The sequence below is a fragment of the Microcella putealis genome (assembly GCF_004216575.1).
In the GTDB taxonomy this organism is placed as follows: Bacteria; Actinomycetota; Actinomycetes; order Actinomycetales; family Microbacteriaceae; genus Microcella; species Microcella putealis.
Genome location: NZ_SGWW01000002.1, coordinates 122,361 through 140,222, shown reverse-complemented (window position 1 = coordinate 140,222; position 17,862 = coordinate 122,361). Strand labels below are relative to the sequence as shown.

Sequence of the window (17,862 nt, the reverse complement as noted above, 5' to 3'; positions counted from 1 at the left end):
CACGACCGCGACTGCCTCACCGGGCACGCGCACCAGGAGTTCCTATGACGATTGAGGCTCCCCGCCTGCCCCAGGATATCTGGTCAACTGAACCGTTTTCAGATACACCCCTCCATGTCGGTCGTCCCAACGTCGGCGACACGGAGGCATTTCTCGAACTGGCTCAAGGAATCTTCGATCGTCGAATCCTGTCGAACAATGGCCCGCTGGTGCGCGAGCTCGAAAGGCAAATCGAACGGCGCCTGGGAGTCGATCACTGCGTCCTGATGGCAAACGGCACTGTTGCTCTGGAGATTGCGATCGTCGCCACCGGAATGCGCGGAGAAGTCATCGTGCCGTCGTACACATTCGTGGCCACAGCGCACGCCGTTCGATGGCTCGGTTTGACGCCGGTTTTTGCCGACATCGACCCAGAAACACACACCCTTTCAGCAGACGCAGCCAGACGCCGAGTGACGCGTGCCACCGGCGGAATCATCGGCGTCCACCTATGGGGTCAAGGCGCGGATGTCGGAGGCATCGGCGCCCTCGCTAGCGAACTCAACATTCCAGTAATTTACGATGCTGCTCACTCATTTGATTCAATGATTAGCGGAAAGAAAATTGGCGCGTTCGGAAATGCCGAGGTTTTCAGCTTTCACGCTACCAAGTTCTTTAACACTTTTGAGGGCGGGGCCGTCACCACAAACGATCCGCAGCTTGCCGACCGGCTGCGCCTCATGCGCAATTTCGGTTTCGATGGCGAAGATTCAGTGATTCACCTGGGAACGAATGCCAAGATGACGGAGATCTGTGCAGCGATGGGGCTCATCAATCTGCAGTCCATTGACGCCTTCGTCATGCGCAATCGTGAGAATTACCGACTGTATGAGTCGGTTTTCTCGACCATACCCTTCGCGAAACTTCTCTCCATCGCGGAACTGGATGAGTCCAACGCGCAATATGTGGTGGTTGAGATTCAGCCCGAGGCCCCCAGGACGCGTGATGACATCGTGACCGCCCTCCGCGCCGCTAACGTGCTCGCGCGTCGGTATTTCTGGCCGGGTGCACACCAAATGGAGCCATACCGGTCGCTGTATCCGACGGCCGACCAACACCTCCCCAACACCCGCGAGGTCGCTGACCGAGTCGTCGTCCTCCCGACGGGCACCTCCGTCGGCGCGGCTGAAATCCAACTCATCGGCGATGTCTTCCAGCGCGCGTTTGGCATGCCCGGGAACAGAACTTGACGCCGTGACCTCCCAGTCACCGGTTTCGGTTCTGGTCATCGGCGCCGGCGGGCACGCCCTCGAAGTTGGGTACGCGGTGTCCGCTAGCCGCGCCGGGGTTCCGGAGTACGTGATCACGAGCGATGCTGTGGCTCAGCCCGCGCCGGGGCGCCCCTCGGCTCGCTTATTGACCGATGAGGACTTGGCGCGCGCCACTGTCGTGATCGCCATCGGCTCTGGGCTTACTCGGGCTTCGATCGCGCGCTCGCTAGGACCCGCCCGCATCGCTGATCCTGTTATTCATCCGACGGCGGTTATCGATGGATTCCCGGACATTGGCGTAGGCAGCGTCCTGCTAGCTCAGGCATACGTTTCAGCAACCGCACGACTCGGCGTCCACGTTCACATGAACGTCGGCTCGAGCGTGTCTCACGAATCGGAGTTGCAGGATTTCGTCACTCTCGGCCCCGGGGCACGAATCGCGGGTAACGTGATTGTCGAGACGGGGGCCACGGTCGGCATGAACGCCTCCGTCATCAACGGGGAATTAGGTTCGCCCCTCGTGATTGGGGCGTTCTCCATTGTTGCGGCGGGTGCGTGCGTAACGCGCTCCGTCCCGCCGCGCGCCCTTGTTGCGGGCGTGCCGGCTGTGGTCAAGCGTCTCGGCGATCCGGAGGGCACCCCGCCGCTAGGCTGAGGCCATGGGGTGGCTGCGTGAGAGACGTGTCGCGCTCGCTGCGCTCACCCTCTTCACGCTGCTGGCGGGCGACTTCTTCCGGTACCTGCTGAGCTGGTTTGGGTGGGCGGCAATCGTCGCCCTGTTGCTCGGAGCCTGGGTCACTCTCGCCATCCGGTCTCGCGTTGATCCGCGGCGCGTGCCCATCGCACTCGCCGCCTTTCTCGTCCTCGCCGTCGCCTCGACCGCGTGGTCGGCGTATCCCCTGACGACCCTTCTCGCGGTCGTCACGACGCTCGCCACCGCCTTCGGCGGCGTCATGATGGCGGCGACCCTGACCCTCGATCAAGTGATTCGAGCGCTTGGGGTGGCCGTGCGATGGATCATCGGTCTCTCCCTGGCGTTCGAGTTCATCGTCGCCACGTTGATCCGCGGCCCCGTGCTGCCGTTCTGGGTCGACTACGAACCGCCGATTCCGCGCGCGTTCTACTGGTCTCGGGGCGAGCTGTTCGAGGTTTTCGGCGACGGTCGCATCCAGGGGATTGTGGGCAACGCGAATCTGCTGGCCGCCGCGGCCGCCCTTGGGCTCATCGTCTTCGCCATACAGCTCATCGACCGTCGGATCCCCCGCGTGACCGCGTGGTTCTGGGTTGGCGCCTCGGTTGTCACTCTGCTGCTCACTCAGTCAGCGACGGTGACCGTTGCCCTCGCAGGGTGCGCTTTCACACTGGGCATCGTCGTCGCTGCGCGACGCTTTGCCCGCCGCGAACGACGGATGCTCTACGCCGCCGCCGTCGGAACAGGAGTTCTCGGCACCGTCGCCGCCATGGCCCTGCGTGAGCCGCTCCTCGCCCTGCTCGGTCGCAGCGGCGACCTGACGAACCGCGTCGACATCTGGGCGGCGGTCATCGAGTTGTGGCAGGAGCGCCCCGTCGGCGGCTGGGGATGGATCAGCTACTGGGCACCCTGGGTCGAGCCGTACAACGACCTCGCCGTCATCAACGGGGTCACCTATCTCCAGGCGCACAGTGCGTGGCTCGACGTGCTGCTGCAACTGGGCGTGCTGGGGCTCGCCCTGTTCACCGTGCTCGTCGTGACCACCGTGCTGCGCTGCGCGTCGTGGTCGATCGACCCCGCCTCGGGTGAGGTGCAGCACTCCCCCGCGCTGCGTGCGTTCCCTGCCCTGCTGGTGACCCTGCTGATCGTGCAGAGCTTCGCCGAGTCGCGACTGCTGATCGAGGGCGGGCTGGTGCTCTTCACCTATCTTGCGGTCGCGTCGATGCGGGCGGGGCTTCCGCCGATCGCTCCCTCCGCGCCGCTGCCGGTGCGCGCGCCCGACGGGGCGTCGCGATGACCGAGCCCCGCGCATCCGTCGTGCTGTCTTTCCTCGGGTCGCCGCGCTTCAGCCAGGCGCTCACCGAGACGATGATCATCACGGCCTTCACCGCCGGAACGCTGCGGGCGCTCATCGGGTGGCCGGGGTATCTCGCGATCGTCGTGGGCGTCGTCGTGCTCGCCCTCGCCTCGCTGCGCGCGCAGCCCGAACGCATCGAGTGGCGCGGCACGCTGCCCCTCTCGCTGATCGGCCTGTTCAGTGTGATGGCCCTCAGCCTCGCGTGGAGCGACTACCCCGTCGCCACCCTGCAGGGGGTCGGCTACGCGCTCGCGTTCGCAGTAATGGGCGTATACATCGCGCTCGTGCGCGACGCCATTCAGCTGGTGCGGAGCGTCGGAAACGTGCTGCGGGGCTTCCTAGCGGTGGGGCTGGGCCTCGAGATCCTGTCTGGATTGCTGCTGGATGCGCCCATCCCGTTCCTGAATATCGCCGGCAATCTGGCGGCCGGTGGCCCCATTCAGGGCCTTGCCGGCACCCGCAACGCGCTGGCGTTTGTCGCCGCGCTTGCCATCATCACGTTCTGGATCGAGTACCGCACGCGATCGGTGTCACGGGAGCTGGCGGCATACGGTCTCGCACTGGCCGGTCTCAGCCTGCTGTTCGCCCGCTCGCCCGTGAGCTGGTTTGTGCTCGCGGCGGTGCTCGCAGCGGGCCTGATCCTCGTGATTGTGCGGCGCCAGCGCCCCGCCGCCCGCAAGCGCACGCTGGCCGCCTTGCTTGTCACTGCGCTGTTCGGCGTCGCCATCGGCTGGGTGTTTCGCGGCCGCCTCGTGGGCCTTGCGGATGCGGCGATCGATGTCGAAGCGCGCACGAGTGTCTGGTCAACGATTCAGCAGCTCGTCGAACCACGAATCGTCGAAGGGTTTGGGTGGCTGGGGCCGTGGCGCCGCGAAATCTTCCCGTACGCGGCCATCCGCGACGCCTTTGGCGACCGCCCGGAGTCGGCGCTGAACGCCTACGTCGACACGGTGCTGCAGATCGGACTGGTCGGCGGCCTCGTTCTGTTTGGTGTTCTCGCGCTCGCAATCGCCCGATCGTGGCTCGTCGCATCTCAGCGCAAGAGCACCGTGTATGTGTGGCCCGCGCTCGTGCTCGTCCTGCTCGTCACAACAAGCGTTACCGAGAGTTACCTTCTCTCTGAGTATGGATTGATGCTGTTGGTTACGAGTGTCATGGCAGCATCCCGCAACCGTTCGTGGCGCAGGCTGCTCACCGACCTTCGCGAACAGTGACGGATGCGCTGAGACCGTAGGCTGTGGGGGTGCTGCTCGACATCGTGATGCCCTTCTACGGGGACGAACGCATGTTTCGCGAGGCAGTCGAGAGCGTGATGGCGCAAGATGACCATCGATGGCGTCTGACCGTTATCGACGATGCGTACCCCGACAGGGCGCCCGGCGACTGGGCGGCATCGCTCACCCATTCCTCCATCCGATTCCTGCGCAATTCGCGCAACGAGGGTGTTGCCAATAGTTTTCGAAAGGCTGTTGAGATCGCCGAACATGATGCACTTTGCATCATGGGGTGCGACGACCTCCTCGAGCCGTCCTTCGTCAGAGTCGCGCTGGAGCGCCTCGAGGCGAACCCGGCCGTCGCCTATGTGCAGCCGGGGGTGGCCGTCATTGACGATGACGGACGTGAGTACCGGCCGCTTGCCGATCGCATAAAGGCGGCCCTTCGCCCGCGCGGCGGTCGCAATATCGGCGGCGAGCGGGTAGCGGCGCGACTACTTACGGGCAACTGGACGTACTTTCCATCGGTAACGTGGCGCACGTCGCTTCTCAAGCAGCGATCGTTTGATGCGCGCTTCGAAGTCGTGCTTGATCTCGACCTTCAACTCGCGTTGCTCGCCGATGGTGGGCTCATCGCCGTCGACGATCGCGCAACCTTTCGATACCGACGTCACGGCGGCAGCGTCTCCTCGGTGACGGCGCGCGACGGGGCCCGATTCGCGGAAGAGGCCCAACTTTTTCGCGAGTGGACGACGACATTCGGGTCGATGGGATGGCGCAGAGCGGCCTCCGCGGCACGCTGGCATCTCACCTCTCGATTGAATGCCGCGACGCTCGCACTGAACGCGTCATCCGACACCGCCACTCGTCGTGTCCTCGTTGGGCACGTATTCGGGAAAGGATCGGCAACATGACGGTGGCCCACACTGGCAGCGAGGCTCGCATCGTCGTTATCATGCCGGCGTTCAACGAGCGAGAAGCCATTGAGAACGTCATCAAGGAGGTCCATACCGCACTTCCCGCGGCTACCTGCTTGGTCGTCGATGATGGCTCTCTCGACGACACGGCTGCCATTGCTCGGCGTGCGGGCGCTGCAGTCATCGAGCTTCCCGTCAACCTGGGCGTCGGCGGGGCGATGCGGGCCGGCTATCGGTTCGCCCTCGTCAACGGATACGACGTCGCCGTCCAGATCGACGCTGACGGCCAGCACGACCCATCCTCTGTACCCGCGATGGTCGCCCAACTCGTCACGGCCGACATCGTCATTGGTGCCCGCTTCGCTGGCGTCGGTGATTACAGCGTCAGCGGCCCGCGATGGTGGGCGATGTCGTTCCTCAGCGCCGTGCTGAGCCGCGCAGCTCGTCGCCGACTCACGGACACAACATCCGGCTTTAAGGCGTGTGGCCCGCGTGCAATCGAACTGCTTGCTCGGGAAATGCCTGCCGAGTATCTCGGCGACACGATCGAAGCTCTCGTGATTGCGCTCAAGAACGGCCTCATTGTCGATCAATACCCCGTTGCGATGCGTCCACGAGCGGGTGGCCAACCGTCACACAACCCCATGAAGTCGGCCATCTATCTGGTTCGCGGCGTCTTCGCGCTCGCTGTCGCTTTCATTCGCCCGGTGGGAGGAGCACGCGCGTGAGTACCTTCAGCTACATCCTCGGCATCGTCGCCGCGTCGTTCACGTTCATTATCGTGATCGATATGTTGAGGCGCCAGCGCCTCCGCGAACGTCACGCGATCTGGTGGATTACCGGTGCGATCCTTGCGTTGATCGTTGGAATTTTTCCCGCTCTTCTCGACGCAATCGCTGCCGTCATCGGGATCGACGTTCCCATCAATCTGGTGTTCTTCGTAAGCATCGCGATCCTCGTCCTCGTGTGCATCCAGCACAGTGCTGAGCTGACAAAAACAGAGCGACAGATCCGCGTTTTAGTGGAGGAGAGCGCCCTTCTCAGCAAGCGTGTCCGGGATTTGGAGGATCGGGCCTAGCTCGCCGACGCGTCTCGCAGTGCTCGAACACCGAGAAGATGCGCCGCCGCGCCGAACAGCGGCGCGACGATTGAGGCGATCGTAACCTTCGAAACGGCGTCTCCGGGCAGAAGCGCGGCCAAGGCGACGAGCGCGATGGCGGTAACCCACCATCCAACCGTGTAGACGTACGCCTGCCCACGGGCGATTGTCCATGCGCCCGTGGCAACGAGCACGCCCGTCGTTGCCGATGCGATCGCGATTCCGGCGAGCACGGCACCGTCAACTGAACCGAGTTCGCCTGCGACCAGATCGACGATCCGCTCGCCGAATTTGAGCATGACGCCGGCGAGCACGACGCCCGCGGACGCGATTGCCGCGCAGACAAGTGCGAGCGTGCGGCCAATACGCCGAGCGTCGCGCAGATATACGACCAGGTAGGACTGCAGGGCGAGGAGCCCAACGACGAGCGGCGCGCGAACGAGGATGAACGCGAAGATGTACTGTCCAACGGCGGCCCCTTCGTCTGCTGGGGCGATCACACCGAAGATCAATGGGATGCCGTTGATGACGAATGATGCGGCGACCCCGCCAGCGATGACCAGCCCAGCGGCGCGCAGCGCAGCGCCGACCGAACGATCGAGCACGAGCGAGCGATCTCGTCCGACCACGAACAGCAGGCAGAGTGCGAGCAGGGGAATGGGGAGCACGGCAGCCCAGACTGCACCCACGAGCCCCCCGCCGAGCATAATGATGGCGGCAATGGCGACGAGCCGCAGAACCGGGTCGAGGACCGTCACCGTGGCGACGATGCGCCATCGATGGGCTCCATACAAAGACCCTAGAGCGACAGCGTAGAGCCCATAGGTCATCAGCCCGACGAGAAGTGCCGCGCCGAACTCGACAGGGTCAGAAAAAGACGACGGCGCCACAGCGCTGACGGCGAGCGCCGACAGCGCCACCGAGCTCGCCAGCGACCACCCGATGGCGGAGCGCACGGTGACCGGCTCTCCCTCGTCATTGCTCGCTCTCCTGGCCATCCCCGCGAACGCCTGCTGTGCCCCAGCCAGGGCTCCGACACCGAAGTAGAGCGCTGACCAGAAGACACCAAAGGTGGCGTAGTCAACTCCGAGCAGCCGTGCGGCAACGATGGTGATTGCGTAGCCGGCCACGCCCGCGACGGCGCTTGCGCCCGCTACGAGCGCAAATCCGGGAACGGCGCTGTTCGCTCGGTCGGATGCCATTACAACTCGTATGGCAAGAGGATGGCGATGACGAATGCCGCTACTCCGAATGCCAAGACCGACCACGAGAACCAGCGCGACCGCGGCCCCAACATCCCGAACGCCAAGAGGAAGAAAGGTAATAGGGCGAGCCCGTATCGAGGCTGAAGTGGCACGTACACGTCCGCGGTCACATAGGTCGCGACGGCGAGGAGCGGTGCTCCAAGAACGGCGGCGATGAACGAGGCACCCGCCAGCGCTCGGTCGCCGATCGGTTTGCCGCCGTGCACAACAAGACCAATGACGCCGGCAATACACATCCATGCGAGCACCGTGCCTACGGCGTCACGCGTGAGTCCAAGGCTGAGGCCCGCTTGCGCCGTCGTCCCCAAGAAGCGCGTGGCCTCGCTGGCGAGCGCGGGAACTGTGAGGGGCTGGTTCAAGCCCTGGTCGATCGTCGGTCCCGCAGCCGCCGTCGCGCGGAACACCAGCCACCCGAGTTGCGCGGCGACCGTGAGCACGCTGGTGACGAGCGCCGCACGAAGGATCGACGATCGTGCAAGCCTCGACCAGACCGAACCAGACGCGTGGTGGAGAGCGACAAAGAGTGCCCACGCGACAACGAGCAGCAGCAGAAGAATGTGCTGGACCTTGACGAGCACGAGGACGGGTAGGAGCGCGCACAACCACCATGGACTCGCTCCGTTGTGAGTGATCTTGGCGATCATCAGGGCAGTAACCGAGCCTGCCAGCAGCGTCGGCGCGTCAGTACTCAGGTAGGTGTTGGCCCAAAACACCGGTGGAGACGCGAGCGCAGCCAGTGCGAGACCGACCGAGACGGGACGATTGAGACCCCAGGCCCGTGCCGCGAGGAACAGAACCGCCGCGCCGGTTCCGGCCCACAACCCACCGATGACGCGCGCCGCGTCGAACTCGTCGAATACGGTGAGCGCGGCTACCGGCTGGGCGAGTGCCCACGTGATGGCGAAGTACACCGGTGTGTAGATGTCCGCACCCGTGCCGCCGCCGTATGGGTAAAGCGAGTCGTCACTGTGCTCCGGGTCGCCGCACTCCGACCCGAAGGTCCCATAGCCGATAACACCCACGCAGGCGATGAGGTCGCGCGCTTCTGTCTTCGTCTCCTCTCCGATGACCACCACAGGGTCGTCGGGGAAGCCGAAGAGGTAATCCGCATAGACGTACTCGTCGTACGGCGACAGCGCTTGATGCGCTGAAACGGCACCGGCGACGTATCCGATCGCGGCGAGAAGAAGCAGGATGCAGATCGAGGCATCCACCAGCCGATGCGAGCGTTGCGATGGCACCGCTTCCGTCTTCGTCGCTCGTGCTTCGGTGTCCATGTCGAGGAAAGACTAACGTTTTCCCGTGACCCAGTTGGTACCAGCCGCCATCAAGGCGCGATGGAATTCCCTTGCTCGGCCGGTGTCGTTCACAATCGGCTTCTTCCTCATGGCTGCCAGCTGGTCGCTTCTGACCCCCATCGGCGGCGCCCCTGATGAGCCCGCTCACATCATTCGCGCCGCCGCGGTGACGTCCGGGCAGGTAATCACCCCGGCATGGGTCGGCAATCCCGCATATGGCGCCGTCGAGGTACCTTCGTACATCGCCGAACTGCCAGCACGGGCATGTTTCGCCTTTGACGACGAAGTGACCCCGGACTGCTACGCGGGATCGTCAGCCAATCAGCAGACGCTGCAAACGACGGGAACCTCCGCAGCTCTCAATAGCCCGATCTACTACTGGCTCGTCGGGTGGCCCTCTGTGATTCTCAGTGGCGACGTCGCGATCTTCACTATGCGGATTGTGAGCGCCGCATTGACCGCAGCATTCCTGGGGGTGTCACTGGTCAGCGCCTGGTCCGTGGGCACCCAGGCACATAGAACCCTAGCTATGGTGTTTGTGGGGCTCAGCCCAGCGTTGACCTTCCTTGCGGGCTCCGTGAACCCGAACGCCCTGGAGGCGACGAGCGCGGCTGCCGTCTATCTGTCGAGCCGTGCACTCTTTCATCGCTGGCAGTCTCGCCGCGACGGCAGCACTACCGTCGTGCTGCACATCGCGCTCGCATGCTCTCTCCTCGTGTTGCTCAATACGCGAAGCATCGGTTTCCTGTGGGCTGCACTGGCGCTGCTCCTCGCGTACCTCCCGTCCTCTGACCGGCCCGCATTTCGTGACTTCTTGAGTCGCCGATGGATACCCCTCGACCTCATCGTCATCGGCGTTACGGCTGCGTCATTGAGCTGGCTGCTGCTCCTCCCGGATTACGACCAATCCGGAACCCCGACCATTGAGATGACGGGTGCCCGCGCAGCACTGGAGGCGGTCATGAGCTCGGGCGCACTGCTAAGCGACGCGATAGGCATGTTCGGCTGGCTGGACACGCCCGCGCCCGCCGCCAGCATCGCGCTGTGGTCATCAGCTGCTGGTGTCAGTGTCGTCGTCAGCGTGCTTACAGCGCAGCGATCGGCGCTGACAGCTGCCCTCGCCTTCTTCACCGTCGCGATCGCCACGCCCGTCGCTGTTCAAGCGGTGATCGCCGACGAACTCGGGTACATCTGGCAGGGCAGGTACGCGCTAGCACCGCTGCTCTGCACGACGGTCGCACTCGCAATTTCCGTGGCGCATCGCGCGAGGCAAGCCGACCACTCCTCGCGGCTGACATTCGTACTGAACGGAGCTGTGATCATGTCGGCGTGCGCGCACATCGCCATCGCCATTCACGTGTTGAGGCGATACGTGACCGGCCTCGACCGGCCCGTCGGCGAGTTCCTTACCGCGCCGGCATGGACGCCGCCGTTCGGCATCACCGCATTACTGACCGCACTTCTGATCGCCACGTCGTTCACCGCTGCCACGTGCTGGGTACGTCGTGAGCGAGCGGACTGAGTTGACCTTCGCGTCAGTGGAATCTGCGCTGGATCCGACCCGCAACCTTCCGGACAACGGCGGCTGGCCCCGCGGCTCGGAGGACACGGAAGGCCAGCGCAGCGTCGTGCCGTAACCCCGAAGCGCGGCGCCGTTCCGGGCGACGCGCCGAACCGCGATCCTCCGTGCGCTGGTCTTCCGATTCGATGTAGGAAACCAGGGGACGCAGCACCTCCGACCATGTGAAGCGCTGCTTCACCCGCCGGATCGCGACGCGCGCCGAATCCCGGAAGCCCTCGTCGAACAGCACTGTCTCCAGCGCGTTGCGCAGACCATCGACATCGGAGTCGTCGACGACGACCCCGAGACCCTCCTGTTCGACGAGGTCGGCGAAGTAGTCGCCCTTCGTGACCACCATCGGAAGTTCGCCCCACAGGTAATCGAGTATTCGCGTTCGAAAGGAAAACGTTGTTTCAACATGGACGTGGTGCGTGCTGACACCAGCGTCGGCTTCCCTCAGATAACTGCCCCGCTCGGAATAGTCGACCCACGAGTCGTTGAAGTGCACCCCCTGTCCAAGAACACCCAATTCGGCAGCGAGCGCACGCGCCTCTGTGACCACGCGCATCTCCGGCACGCCCGGGTGAGGGTGTTTCGTTCCCTGGAAGAAGAGGTGGACGTCGGGATGTTTTGCCCTCAGCGCGGCAACGGCACGAATGAGAGTCAACGGGTCGAACCAGTTGTACAGTCCTCCGCTCCACAGTAGGAGCTTCGCGTCTGCGGGGATCCCCGGAATCACGCCTTTCACAACCGAGCGCTCGTGAGACGGCGGCGTCTCCGGAAGTCCAAACGGGACGACATCGATTAGACCGCGAAGATCGGCGTCTGCGCCGTATTGCGCCGTGGTCAGCCTGCCGAGAGCAGAGAGCTGACCGAGATAGAAGTGGCGTTGACGTTCGGATGCGCAGATAAAGAAGTCGGCGCGCTCAAGCTGGTCATTCATGACGGTCGTTGCCTCGACGACCGAGTGCTCCCACAGGGCGGTGCCCGCATCACGTGCCTGCTCGAGTTGCTCCAATTGCATCGGGTCGTAGATGTCGGCAACGATTCGAGCCGGGGACCGGCGAATGCACTCGAACGCCGCAAGCGCGTGACCCTGGAAGATGATCGCCGAAGCCGCGCGTATCGTCCGTTCCATCGAGCGCTCATCACCGGGGCGGATGTGCGTGACGGCGAAAGGAGCGCTAAGACGATCGGAGACGGCAGTGAGACTAACCAACTCCACTTCGCTGTTCGCGTGGAGCGCTGAAGCGATGTTCCAGGCCCTGATCGCCGGTCCGGCGATTTTGTCACCGAGAGGGTCACCGGTCACGACAACGACTCGACGGGTGCGCGGACGTTCGGTCACGGAGAAAGCGCCGACGATAGCTTCGTACCCCTCCAGATAGCGCTTGTCCTGCACGACCGGCGCATCCGCTTTTCCGAAGAGCGCCCAGATGGCACCATCCGAGCGGCGCCGCGACGCCTGAACGGCTTCTCGCCGCTTCTGCAGGTCGGGAAGGGCGTCGATGAACTGGTCGATTGCGAACAGTGGCACCAGAGCCGACTTCGGAACCTCGATCGTGGCATCCGGTCCGTCGTTCCGCTGTAAATCGAACTGGTGAGGGTCGAGCTTGCTTTCCACGAGGGCCCGGCGCACGGAAAGGGCGAGCGCAGGGGCGAGTGCGTCCGCCAGCGTGTCGGGGTCGAGGTTCTTGAACATCGCATAGAGCGCGTTGCGTTCGAGCAACACCTGCTCCTTGTGACGGCCTTGATCCGCCATCGACGCGTGGTGCTTGTGAAACGCGATCGATCGCGGTTCGTACCGCATCCGGTAGCCCCGGAGATTGAGGCGCCACCCGAGATCGACGTCCTCGAAAAACATGAAGAATCGCTCGTCGAAGCCTCCTAACTCCGCGAAAATGTCACGACGCACGAACATCGCTGAGCCTGTGCCGAATAGCACGTCGCGCGGTGTGTCGTCGCTCAGCGAAATCGGTTCGGCGGTGAACGGCTTGTAGCCCATTCCGTACCACGTGAGTGCGCTCCCGGCGTAATCGATCCTTGTACCGTCCCAATCCAGTACCTTGCTGGCAACCGCGGCTACGTCGGGGGCGGAAGAGAAGGCGTCGATGGCGTGTCGAATCCAACCGGAATCGGGTCGAGCGTCGTTGTTGAGAAAAGCGACGATGTCGGCAGTAGTTTCACGGACGCCGAGATTGCAGCCCCCGGCGAAGCCCAGATTCTTGTCGGAGACGACGAGCGTGATGCCGTCTACATCGCGCAGTCGCTCGACACTGTCATCGCCCGATCCGTTCTCAACAACGACAATGTGGAGCAGCTCGCTCGGCCAGTCACTCTGCCTGAGCGATTCAATCGCGGCAATAGTGTCATCGACGCCGCGGAAGTTCACGAGAACTACGGCAACCGTTGTCGTGGGGGCGCCCGTCACTCTTTCTCCGACTCAATTCAGGATCGGCGTGGACGCCTAACAGCCCCTCAGGGTAAGCGGCGGCAGCCGATCAGGTTGTTGAAACCCGCACCCGTATTGATCCCGTAAGCGCAAATCTCGCGCGCTGACGGCGGCACAGGTAGTGACACGGAGAAACCGTGCTCCGCACCGTAAGCAGGGTACACGCGCGCAACATCCGCTCGAGTTCCCGATGCGCGATACGAACCGCCCCACGCGCCGTCGACATACACGTGAATGTCGATGGGCGAGACCGTGTCAGGGTCAATGGCCCACCCGCCGATCGTTGCCCTCCCGCCGTCTCTCGTTGCGGACTCGAGGTTGCCAAACGGGGACCCAGACGGGGTCGTCACGATCCTGCAGCCAAGAAGTGAGTTCGCCCCGATGCGGACGTTTATGCCGTACAGGCAAACCGAGCTCTGCCCCCCCGAGATGGGAAGCACGATGTCAAATCCACGAGAAGCGCCATAGGCAGGAAATGCTCTCGCGACGTCGTTGCGCGCGCGATCAGCCCGGTGCGAACCGGCCCAGCGTCCGTCGACATACGCATGGACGTCGACGCCGTCGGCAGTGTCGGGGTCGAGCACCCATCCCTGGACCCTTACCGATCCCGGTGAGGTCGCCGTCGACTCGAAGTTACCGGTCGGCGAGCCGCTTGCGCGAGCGACGACCCGGCAACCCATCGCTGTGTCTGACCCTCGACCAGCATTCACCGCAGTGAGGCAGACTTCCGCAGAGCCCACAGCGAGCGGGACCGCGATGGAGAATCCGTGCTGATTGCCGTACGGCGGGTAGGCGCGGCCAACATCGGGACGATTCAACTCGGCGCGTACTGCCGGCTGCGCCTGGCCATTTACCGTGACATTGATTTGGACGGGGTCAATCGTGTCGGGGTCGATCGACCAGCCACTGATGAAGGCATCCGTGTCGGTAAGGATCGCCGACTCGATGTTGCCGAACGGCGGGCCCCCCGGCTTCGTTACTGTCCGGCATCCGAGATACACGTTGTTGCCGAGCCCGACATTGATGCCGTAGAGACAGACCTCCACGGACACCGCCTGGGCCTCGAGAGGAATCGAGACGAGGAAACCGTGGTTCGGGCCGTACGCCGGGTAGGCGGATGCCACATCCGATCGCGGCACGTCCGCTCGATGTTCGCCAGCCCATTGTCCGTTCACATACGCATGAATCGTAATGGGATCCGCAGTTTCAGGATCCAGCAGCCACCCGCGGACCGTGAGCGCTCGAACGTCAGCAGTCGCCAACTCCCAGTTTCCGACTGGCGACAGGGAGGGACCCGTCGGGCTGCCGAACCAGTCGGAATACAGGCGCCAAAAGTTTCGATTTCCGTATGCTGAGCAGGAATCACCAATGCCATACAGGTTCGCCATCGCTGCGGCATTCGGCTGATACGGCGTGTAGTAATACAGGGCCGCTGTCGCCTTATTTTGAATGGTAAGCACCCCGCTGCCGCACGCCGTATTGGGGTGATATTGCACGCGACTCGGCGTTCCGACCGGAAACCACGTGAAGTAGTTGCTCGTGCCCGGCGGGTTCCCGTAGCGCTTGAATTGCCACGCAGCCCAGTAGAGCTGGTTATAGACGCCACCGTACGCAGGGTCGCAGTAGCCTGGGATCGCCGTGTTATCCGGGCAGGCGTAGCCCATGGCGCGATCGAGTCTCGCCGTCGTCGGGCTGCGGTGACTGACAAGACTCTGCTCTTTTTCGAGCGTCACGAGAAGCACCTTCGCCGAGATCCCGCACGACTGCTGCACCTTGAAGATGATCCGCGAGACGGGCTCCTGCGCCGCGCCCTGATAAGCGTTACACATCGCGTTCGCCGCACGCGACTGCGTATCGACTCGGAGGATGTTGAGGCAATTGGTGTTCGAACACGACCCTATGCGTGTCTGGAGGAAGGCCTGAATCTCGCCCTCGCTCATAGCCTGGCCATCGAAGAACGCGGGGTCGCTAATGATGTAATTCGGGTCGAACAGCCGCGCATCGGCCGCGAAGCCCACGTCAGGCTTTTCTGTAGCAATCAAACCGACGGCGACAACGACAATCGCTGCAACCATCGCGACGAATTTCCTCATCCCCGAAGCCTCCCCCTGGCCACCAGCAAGCACCGCCGGTACTGGGGAGTGTAGCCCGAGTATGAATTTCCGCAGCCTATGGCGCGAAGGATTCCGGATCTCTGAGGTAGGCATAGATGTCGCGGAATGCGACATCCCAATCCGAATGACGGTCATCGATTGTCGCGAGCGCTCCCCGCGAGATGGCGTGCCTCAACTCCGAATTCGTGACCAGCGCGTCAAGTCGTTCGACGAGGTCATCGACACCGCGCATCGCAAGCAACGAGTTCTCGCCGTCTTCGAAGAGCCACTCGAACCATGAGCTGTCCGGCGCAACCATCGCAACACCGCTTGCCATCAACTCCAGCGGAAGGTAGGACGGGTGCCGAGAGATCTGCATCGTGATGCCGATGTCCGTCTCGCGATAGAGCGCTCCGGTGGCGCGATAGTCGAGGAGCCCCAGGTCGATGAACTCTGCATTGGCCGGTAGGTAACGCGCGCCTGCGGCGACAATACGCACCTGGTCGCCATGGCGCCGCTTGATCTCACTCAGCGCTGCGTATACCAGCTCCCAGCAGTTGCGAAAGTGGTCCCGAGCGTACGCGAAGATCGTGACCGGCTCCGAGGCCTCCTTCACGCGGCGACCGTCTGGGTGGAAAATCGACCGATCGACCGCAGGGGTGAAGCCCATGGCTTTACCGCCGTATGACTGCGTGTAGATCTTGTGCATGCTGTCGGTGTTGCAGATTCCATACAGACCGAGACGGTAGGTCTCCTCCGCCATCGCAAACATACTGCTCGCCGGGTAAAAAGCGGGTTCATAGTCCTGCATCAAGTAGAACTTTCGACCAGCGTCTGGGGCTTTGACCAAGTGGGACGCCGTTAGCCACAGCGTCGCGATCGACGCATCAGCCGCAGGGATCGCCGCAATCGACTCAGGCGTGCCGTCGTAATGGTGGATGTCAATCTCAGACAGTTCCGGGAAGGCCGCAACGAGCGCTGTCCGGAAGAACTCCTCATTGGGTGCCGAAAGAATCACGAACCGATGACGCACGCCGTGATCGCGGGTCAGCTTGGCCGCCAGGCGGAAAGCGGTGTTGAGACCACCAAAGAATGGCATATCGACATCAGGGATGTACCAGTTGACGAGCGAAACGTCGCGCTCACCGCGGATCTTCGCGTGGTGCGCCTGCAACGCTTTGACCCGCGCACGTGGGACCGACGCCGTAGAAGCCAGTGCGGTTGCCTCGGCGGAGATCGACATGGACTGTGCCATCTTCCCGAAGGGTCGCCCCAAGGCCGCGAGCGTTGACGCCACAGGAGACTGCTCATCCCACGCAGGCAGCTGTGGGGTTGCAGTGCGGCGAGAGAGATTAGGGGACCAGTACGGATCGCCGCCCGCCAGCCAACTGTGGTAGCGCCAATAGCTGGCGAAGAAGTCGTTCCGAGGAACGCTCGTGCCGCGCGTGATCGACTCGTAGTGCCGGACGGCGTCAAAAGGCACGATGACGTTGCGTAACTGTCGCATGACGAGATCAAGTCCGAGCACGACGTCGCTGCCGGTCAGCTGGAAGCGTTCGTCAAGGCCTCCGACCGCCTCCCAATCGACGCGCTTGACCGCCACACAAGCACCTGTGACGGCGAGAGAATTGCGGTACCACGTGGTCGCTCCCAGCATCGTCCATTCACCGGGTTGCAACCCAGTGAACAGGTTGTCGGCGAAGCCGCCTGGCCCGATAACGACGCCCGCGTGCTGGATGCGACCATCCTCGCGCCGATGCTGTGTGCCGACTGACCCAACGCCCTCCTGCATCAGCACTCCAACGAGTTCGGCCAGCCATTGACGGTCCACGATCTCCGTGTCGTCGTTTAGGAGGAGGACGACCTCGCCGCGAGTCTGCGAAACGGCATGGTTGTTGACGCGGGAGTAGTTGAACGGAGTTTCCGTCCACCACAGAACAGAGGCGTCGAGCCCGTCCAGTGCCGCGCGGTACCACTCGTCGCGTTCGTCGCTTTGACCTCCGTTGTCGACAATAAGGACATCGAAGCGCGGGTACTGCGTACTTCTCAGGCTCGGGAGAAGGCGCTCCAGATTCGTGCGTGAATGACGGGTCGGTATGACTATCGAGACGCTGGGGACGTCTTGCAAGAGGTACTGAATGCGCAGCACTCCGCTCGGGTGCGGACTGACCTGTGCATCGAGTCCCCGCTCGCGAAGAACGGCTCGTACCATTTCTGCGCTCGCCGCCGTCGGCGTCGGCGGCTGTGCATGACGTGTCGCGAACAGGATGTGCGGAACGAGCGTGGTTTCGCGGTCGCGGAAGTTTGCTCGAATCAGCGCCCCCCACACGCCGTCATCATCGACAGTGAATTGGTCGGAAAGTCGGGTCTTTCGCACCGCAAATGCACGGTTGATGTAATCGACGGCAAGAAAGGTGTCCGGGGACCAGCCAGGCCGAAAGACGGGGGCACGACGTCGACCGAAGGTCGAGGAGTCAGTGTTTCCCACGATGAGGTGTACCGCCGGATCGACGTGGTGAGCGTGTTCAATCACATTGAGGGCAACGTCGTAGAGCCGGTCCCCCGCGCGAAGGAAGAGAACAAACTCGCCGGCGAGCTCATCACGACTAACCGTCGTGCCCGACTCGACCCGAATCACGTCGACACTCGCAGTCGTGGCGCGCAC

13 protein-coding genes are annotated in these 17,862 nt (G+C 63.3%); 8 read left to right on the top strand and 5 right to left on the bottom strand.

From position 1 onward, the window contains the following. Nucleotides 1-44: 44 nt before the first annotated feature. The 7 genes from EV141_RS05575 to EV141_RS05545 are packed head-to-tail and all read left to right on the top strand — an operon-like array spanning nt 45 to nt 6,507. The gene (locus tag EV141_RS05575; RefSeq protein WP_130484989.1) at nt 45-1,229 is read left to right on the top strand and encodes a DegT/DnrJ/EryC1/StrS family aminotransferase; all 1,185 of its coding nucleotides are present in this window, start codon (nt 45-47) and stop codon (nt 1,227-1,229) included. Between the two features lie 4 nt (nt 1,230-1,233). Continuing rightward, nucleotides 1,234-1,905, top strand: coding sequence for an acetyltransferase (locus tag EV141_RS12425; protein ID WP_241969099.1), 672 nt, complete (start codon nt 1,234-1,236; stop codon nt 1,903-1,905). Nucleotides 1,906-1,909: 4 nt separating this feature from the next. Then, nucleotides 1,910-3,238 (top strand): O-antigen ligase family protein, encoded by a 1,329-nt coding sequence (locus EV141_RS05565; protein WP_130484988.1) that lies wholly within the window; start codon nt 1,910-1,912, stop codon nt 3,236-3,238. Next, nucleotides 3,235-4,512: an exopolysaccharide production protein gene (locus EV141_RS05560; protein WP_130484987.1), complete on the top strand. Its 1,278-nt coding sequence runs from the start codon at nt 3,235-3,237 to the stop codon at nt 4,510-4,512. Before EV141_RS05565 ends, EV141_RS05560 begins: the two co-directional genes overlap by 4 nt. Before the next feature lie 29 nt (nt 4,513-4,541). Next, nucleotides 4,542-5,426 carry a glycosyltransferase family 2 protein gene (locus EV141_RS05555; RefSeq protein WP_130484986.1) on the top strand — a complete coding sequence of 295 codons (885 nt, stop codon included), beginning with the start codon at nt 4,542-4,544 and terminating at the stop codon, nt 5,424-5,426. Beyond that, nucleotides 5,423-6,157, top strand: a complete 735-nt coding sequence (locus tag EV141_RS05550; RefSeq protein WP_130484985.1) for a glycosyltransferase family 2 protein — start codon at nt 5,423-5,425, stop codon at nt 6,155-6,157. Before EV141_RS05555 ends, EV141_RS05550 begins: the two co-directional genes overlap by 4 nt. After that, on the top strand, nt 6,154-6,507 hold the full coding sequence (locus EV141_RS05545; protein ID WP_130484984.1) for a DUF2304 domain-containing protein: 354 nt from the start codon (nt 6,154-6,156) through the stop codon (nt 6,505-6,507). Before EV141_RS05550 ends, EV141_RS05545 begins: the two co-directional genes overlap by 4 nt. Here the strand turns inward: EV141_RS05545 and EV141_RS05540 are convergent. Further along, nucleotides 6,504-7,730, bottom strand: coding sequence for a hypothetical protein (locus EV141_RS05540; RefSeq protein WP_130484983.1), 1,227 nt, complete (start codon nt 7,728-7,730; stop codon nt 6,504-6,506). The genes EV141_RS05545 and EV141_RS05540 overlap by 4 nt on opposite strands. Then, complete coding sequence (locus tag EV141_RS05535) at nt 7,730-9,070, bottom strand: hypothetical protein (protein ID WP_130484982.1); 1,341 nt, start codon at nt 9,068-9,070, stop codon at nt 7,730-7,732. The genes EV141_RS05540 and EV141_RS05535 overlap by 1 nt, the downstream gene beginning before the upstream one ends. A 25-nt stretch (nt 9,071-9,095) precedes the next feature. Between EV141_RS05535 and EV141_RS05530 the strand changes: the two genes are divergently transcribed. Beyond that, on the top strand, nt 9,096-10,613 hold the full coding sequence (locus EV141_RS05530) for a DUF2142 domain-containing protein (RefSeq protein ID WP_130484981.1): 1,518 nt from the start codon (nt 9,096-9,098) through the stop codon (nt 10,611-10,613). 13 nt (nt 10,614-10,626) lie between these two features. Here the strand turns inward: EV141_RS05530 and EV141_RS05525 are convergent, their stop codons facing one another. The 3 genes from EV141_RS05525 to EV141_RS05515 all read right to left on the bottom strand — a co-directional run bounded on the left by EV141_RS05525 (nt 10,627) and on the right by EV141_RS05515 (nt 17,862). Next, a complete protein-coding gene (locus tag EV141_RS05525) occupies nt 10,627-13,044 on the bottom strand; it encodes a glycosyltransferase (RefSeq protein WP_241969097.1) in 2,418 nt (805 codons plus the stop codon). 86 nt (nt 13,045-13,130) lie between these two features. Then, complete coding sequence (locus tag EV141_RS05520; protein ID WP_130484979.1) at nt 13,131-15,197, bottom strand: hypothetical protein; 2,067 nt, start codon at nt 15,195-15,197, stop codon at nt 13,131-13,133. A gap of 76 nt (nt 15,198-15,273) precedes the next feature. Then, a complete protein-coding gene (locus tag EV141_RS05515; RefSeq protein ID WP_185740171.1) occupies nt 15,274-17,862 on the bottom strand; it encodes a rhamnosyltransferase WsaF family glycosyltransferase in 2,589 nt (862 codons plus the stop codon).

What these genes read in the sequence shown, in the direction of transcription:
- EV141_RS05540 (WP_130484983.1), bottom strand. Translation starts at nt 7,730, where the DNA reads ATGGCATCCGACCGAGCGAACAGCGCCGTTCCCGGATTTGCGCTCGTA.
- EV141_RS05575 (WP_130484989.1), top strand. Translation starts at nt 45, where the DNA reads ATGACGATTGAGGCTCCCCGCCTGCCCCAGGATATCTGGTCAACTGAA.
- EV141_RS05550 (WP_130484985.1), top strand. Translation starts at nt 5,423, where the DNA reads ATGACGGTGGCCCACACTGGCAGCGAGGCTCGCATCGTCGTTATCATG.
- EV141_RS05565 (WP_130484988.1), top strand. Translation starts at nt 1,910, where the DNA reads ATGGGGTGGCTGCGTGAGAGACGTGTCGCGCTCGCTGCGCTCACCCTC.
- EV141_RS05535 (WP_130484982.1), bottom strand. Translation starts at nt 9,070, where the DNA reads ATGGACACCGAAGCACGAGCGACGAAGACGGAAGCGGTGCCATCGCAA.
- EV141_RS05520 (WP_130484979.1), bottom strand. Translation starts at nt 15,197, where the DNA reads ATGAGGAAATTCGTCGCGATGGTTGCAGCGATTGTCGTTGTCGCCGTC.
- EV141_RS05560 (WP_130484987.1), top strand. Translation starts at nt 3,235, where the DNA reads ATGACCGAGCCCCGCGCATCCGTCGTGCTGTCTTTCCTCGGGTCGCCG.